Below are 4046 nucleotides of genomic sequence, written 5' to 3' on the forward strand. Positions count from 1 at the left end.
GGGCGGGCGTCAGGGCCGCGGCCCGCGACAGGGCCGTGTTCCAGCGCGCCTCGTCGATCACCTCGCGCTGCTGGAGTGCGACCACGATGGCGATGCCCGGCATCTCCGGGGCATGGGCGAGGAAGCGCTCCAGGGAGTCGATGGCAGCACCCGCAGCGCCGACGCCGACCACCACCAGGCGCTCAGGCGACCGCCTTCCCTCCACGGGGGTACCCGACTCCGCACGGGTCTTCCTGGCCAAGGGTCGTCGCCTCCGGTATCCGGCAGATGGACGTGCAATCTACCGCACCGGGATCATATCCGTCCGGCGAAGCGCTGTCAGGCCAACGCATGGCGATCCCCGGCTTTCGCCCGCGCCCGCGGCGCTCAGCCGGGACGGCCCCCCGGTCCCGCCCCGGCCTCCCTGAGGTCGTGCCCCGTCCCGAGGGCCTGCCGGATCGTGCGCACGTGGCCGTCGTACTCGCGGGCGCGCTCCTCGTACATCGCCGCGACGAGGCCGTTGCCACGCCGGCGGGCGTCGCCGGCCATGCGGCCGACCAGCTCGGCGCGCTCCTTGACGATGCGCAGGGCGACCCGCAGGGCGTCCTCGAGCGCGTCGCCCTGCATGTCCGCGAGGGCCTCGGCCGTGTAGGCGTGGCCGACCTGGCAGCGGAAGCGCAGCACCCGCCCCTCGCGGATCTGGGAGAGCACGCCGCCGCAGCCCGGGCAGGTGATGGGGGAGGGATCGGCCGCCCGCTCCAGGTCCGCGCCCGGGCGGCCCGCGGCGATCGCGACCTCGAGGGCCAGGTCCTCCGGCACTGGGCCCGGCGGCCCGGCCGGAAGGGCCACCAGGCGGGCGAGCGCCGCACCGAGGCCGTCCGTCGGCGCGCAGGCATCCGCCGGCACCGCCGCGAGCGCGCTGCGCGGCATGTCGGGCGCCTCGGCCTCGTCGGGATCCTGCACCAGGGCGAGGCCGCCGCAGCGCTTGATCGCGTCGAGGCCCGCCGCGCCGTCGTGCAGGAGGCCGCTCAGCAGCACGCCCACCACCCGCGGTCCGTAGGCCAGGGCGGCGGAGCGGAACAGCGCGTCGACCGCCGGCCGGCTGATGTTCTCCCGCGGGCCGCGGCCGAGGCGGATCGTGCCGGGTTCCAGCAGCAGGTGCCGGTCCGCCGCCGCGAGGTAGACCCGGCCGGGCCGGATCGCCATGCCGTCCTCGGCCGGCACCAGGGGAAGCGGCCCCGGCGGCCGGCCAATGCGCGCTGCGAGGCTGCCGCCGCTCGCCGTGTGCAGGGCCACGAAGTAGGCTGCCGGGCTCTCCGCCGGCAGGCCCGCCAGGATCGCCCGCAGCGGCGCCACCGCGCCCGCCGAGCCGCCGATCACCACGATGTCGTGCGGGGGCGCGGCAGGGCCGTCGGCGTCGCGCGCGGCCCCGGCATCGCCCTGCGCCGGAAGGGCTCTTCTGTGGGGGGCCATGCCTGTCGTCGGAAGGGCGGCCGCGCGTCGCGCCGCCTGCCGGGAGGGAAGCGCGCAGCATCGCACCGGAGCCGCTCTGCCGCTTCAACACAGGTTAACCGGCGTCAGCGGCCGCCGCGCCGGCCGCGACCCCCGATCCGGCGCTCGTAGTGCTTGGCGACCCGTAGGTGGCGCGAGATGGCATAGTTCATCGCCGTCAGGAAGCCGTAGGCGCCGCGCACCCAGTGGCGCCGGCCGACATACGCCTTCAGGAAATTGCCCGGCAGCTCAACGAAGAGGCGCCAGGTCGGGATCTGGACGCCCCGCGCCTCGAGGTCGTCGGCCTGCTGGTCCGAGTAGCGGTTGAGCTTGTCGAGCTGGTCGCCCAGGGAGCGGACCGAGAAGTGGTGGATCACGGCCCGCAGCCGCCCGGTCGTGGCGCCGGGCTCGAGGTCGACCCGGTCATGCACCGGCGAGGGCGAGTAGCGGCCGCGGTCGCGCCGGTAGAGCCGGACCGGCCAGAGCGTGTAGGCGAGGCGGTGCGGCCTGGTCTCGCCGGGAAACACCTCGGCGATGCCGATCGCGTAGGCCGGGTGGGGCGGCTCGCCCGCGGCGAACAGGCGGCGGATCTCGGCGGCGAGCTCCGGCGGCACCACCTCGTCGGCGTCGAGGTTCAGCATCCAGACGTGCCGGCACTGCTCCTCGGCGAAGCGCTTCTGCGGCCCGTAGCCGGGCCAGGCCCGCTCGATCACCCGCGCGCCCAGGGAGGCGGCGAGCTCACGCGTCCCGTCGGTGGAGCCGGAATCGACCACCACGATGTCGTCCGACAGCTCGCGCACCGCCGCGATGGTGGCGCCGATGCGGTCGGCCTCGTTGTGGGCGATGATGAAGATCGAGAGGGGAAGCGGGGTGACCATGAATCGACGCGGCGGGGAGCGTCCCGGCCCGCGCGGGACCGCCGGGGGACGTGAGCCAGCCTCTAGAGCATTTTCCCGCAGGGTGGATACCGGTTCTGCGCAGAAAATGGGCGGGGGCGGGCGGCGTCCCTCGACGCGGCCGGAGCGTGCTCTCCCGGCCACGGGGCCGGCGGAAGCGCCCCGCCGGCCCGCCGCCCCATTGGCGCCGCATCGGTTTGGCTCATCTTCTTAAGACGTGCTCCTGAGAATCGGGCGCGAGGGACCGCCGGGTGCCGCAAGGTTTGTCCGGATGGGGCGAGGAGAGCGGACGGTGGTGATGGGGGTTCTTGTGCGGGGCCGGATGCTGGGGAGCGCCCTCGTCCTCGCGGCCGGGCTCGGCGCCTGCGCGGGCACGCCGAAGGGCGTGCTGGCGCCGGTGGCCGCCACGGTGCCGGGGGCGTCCCGGGTCGACATGCTGGTCGCGACCACGCGCAAGACCGCCGGCAACCCGGGTGAGCTCTATTCCGGCGATCGGGGGCCGGCCCTGTCCTACGCCGACATCACGGTCTCGATCCCGCCGGACTCGGTGCGCACCCCCGGCACGGTGCAGTGGCCCAAGAGCCTGCCGGGCAACCCCGCCACCGACTTCGTGACGCTCAAGGCCGAGACCCTCGACCGGCCGGAGGCCGCGGCGCGCCTGCGCCGCAGCGCCGCGCGCACGGGCCGGCGCCACGTGCTGGTCTTCGTCCACGGCTTCAACAACCGCTTCGAGGACGCGGTCTACCGCTTCGCCCAGATCGTGCACGACACCAAGGCCGACGTGGTGCCGGTGCTGTTCACCTGGCCGTCCCGGGGCAGCGTGCTGGCCTACGGCTACGACCGCGAGAGCACCAACTACTCGCGCAACGCCCTCGAGGGCGTGCTGCGGCGCCTCGCCCAGAACCCGGAGGTGACCGAGGTCACGGTGCTGGCCCACTCGATGGGCAACTGGCTGGTGCTCGAATCCTTGCGCCAGATGGCGATCCGCGACGGGCGCGTCGCCGCGAAGATCCGCGACGTGGTTCTGGCCGCGCCCGATGTCGACGTCGACCTCGCCCGCGAGGCGTTTCGCGACATGGGCCCGACCCGGCCGAGGCTGAGCCTGTTCGTGTCCCAGGACGACAACGCGCTCGCGGTCTCGCGGCTGGTCTGGGGCAATTCCGGCGCCCGCCTCGGCGCCATCGATCCGGGCACGGAGCCCTATCGCAGCGAGCTCGCCCGCGAGAACATCGCGGTCCTCAACCTGACCGCGATGAAGGGCGACGACGCCCTCAACCACGGCAAGTTCGCCGGCAGCCCGCAGCTCGTGGCGCTCCTCGGCAACCGCCTGGCGCAAGGCCAGACCATCACCGATTCCCGCGTCGGTCTCGGCGACCGCATCGTGCAGATGACCGCGGGCGCCGCCGCCACCGTCGGCACCGCCGCCGGCCTCGCGGTCTCGGCCCCGGTCGCCGTGGTCGATGCCCAGAGCCGGGAGACCTACGGCGAGCACCTGCGCAACCTCGGCCAGGGCCTCGGCAACACCGCCGAGGGCGCGGTCGACCTCGCCACCGCACCGGCCCGGGCGCTGGGCGGGCGCTGACGCGGGAGGCCGGTGCGAGAGCCAAGCCCGTGACCTCGCGCCGGACGCTCTCGCATCGATGCGAGAGCGCGCCGGTGTCATACCCTCGCGCCTTGGCA

Annotated in this window: 4 protein-coding genes; 1 reads left to right on the forward strand and 3 read right to left on the reverse strand. The window is 74.5% G+C overall.

Going from position 1 to position 4046, the window contains the following annotated elements:
- The 3 genes from VQ02_RS37710 to VQ02_RS30580 form a co-directional block, all read right to left on the reverse strand.
- A partial coding sequence (locus tag VQ02_RS37710) for a hypothetical protein (protein WP_157080880.1) occupies nt 1-205 on the reverse strand: 205 nt, incomplete at its 3' end.
- Nucleotides 206-366: 161 nt separating this feature from the next.
- Nucleotides 367-1452, reverse strand: a complete 1086-nt coding sequence (locus VQ02_RS30575; RefSeq protein ID WP_083469542.1) for a chemotaxis protein CheB — start codon at nt 1450-1452, stop codon at nt 367-369.
- 104 nt (nt 1453-1556) lie between these two features.
- On the reverse strand, nt 1557-2348 hold the full coding sequence (locus VQ02_RS30580) for a glycosyltransferase family 2 protein (protein WP_048448026.1): 792 nt from the start codon (nt 2346-2348) through the stop codon (nt 1557-1559).
- Between the two features lie 316 nt (nt 2349-2664).
- Between VQ02_RS30580 and VQ02_RS30585 the strand changes: the two genes are divergently transcribed.
- Complete coding sequence (locus VQ02_RS30585) at nt 2665-3948, forward strand: alpha/beta hydrolase (RefSeq protein WP_048448027.1); 1284 nt, start codon at nt 2665-2667, stop codon at nt 3946-3948.
- The last annotated feature ends 98 nt before the right edge of the window (nt 3949-4046 follow it).

The sequence above is a fragment of the Methylobacterium variabile genome (assembly GCF_001043975.1).
Lineage (GTDB): Bacteria > Pseudomonadota > Alphaproteobacteria > Rhizobiales > Beijerinckiaceae > Methylobacterium > Methylobacterium variabile.

Excerpts from the sequence above, each read along its gene's own strand:
- VQ02_RS30580 (WP_048448026.1), bottom strand. The coding sequence starts at position 2,348 with ATGGTCACCCCGCTTCCCCTCTCGATCTTCATCATCGCCCACAACGAG.
- VQ02_RS30575 (WP_083469542.1), bottom strand. The coding sequence starts at position 1,452 with ATGGCCCCCCACAGAAGAGCCCTTCCGGCGCAGGGCGATGCCGGGGCC.
- VQ02_RS30585 (WP_048448027.1), top strand. The coding sequence starts at position 2,665 with ATGGGGGTTCTTGTGCGGGGCCGGATGCTGGGGAGCGCCCTCGTCCTC.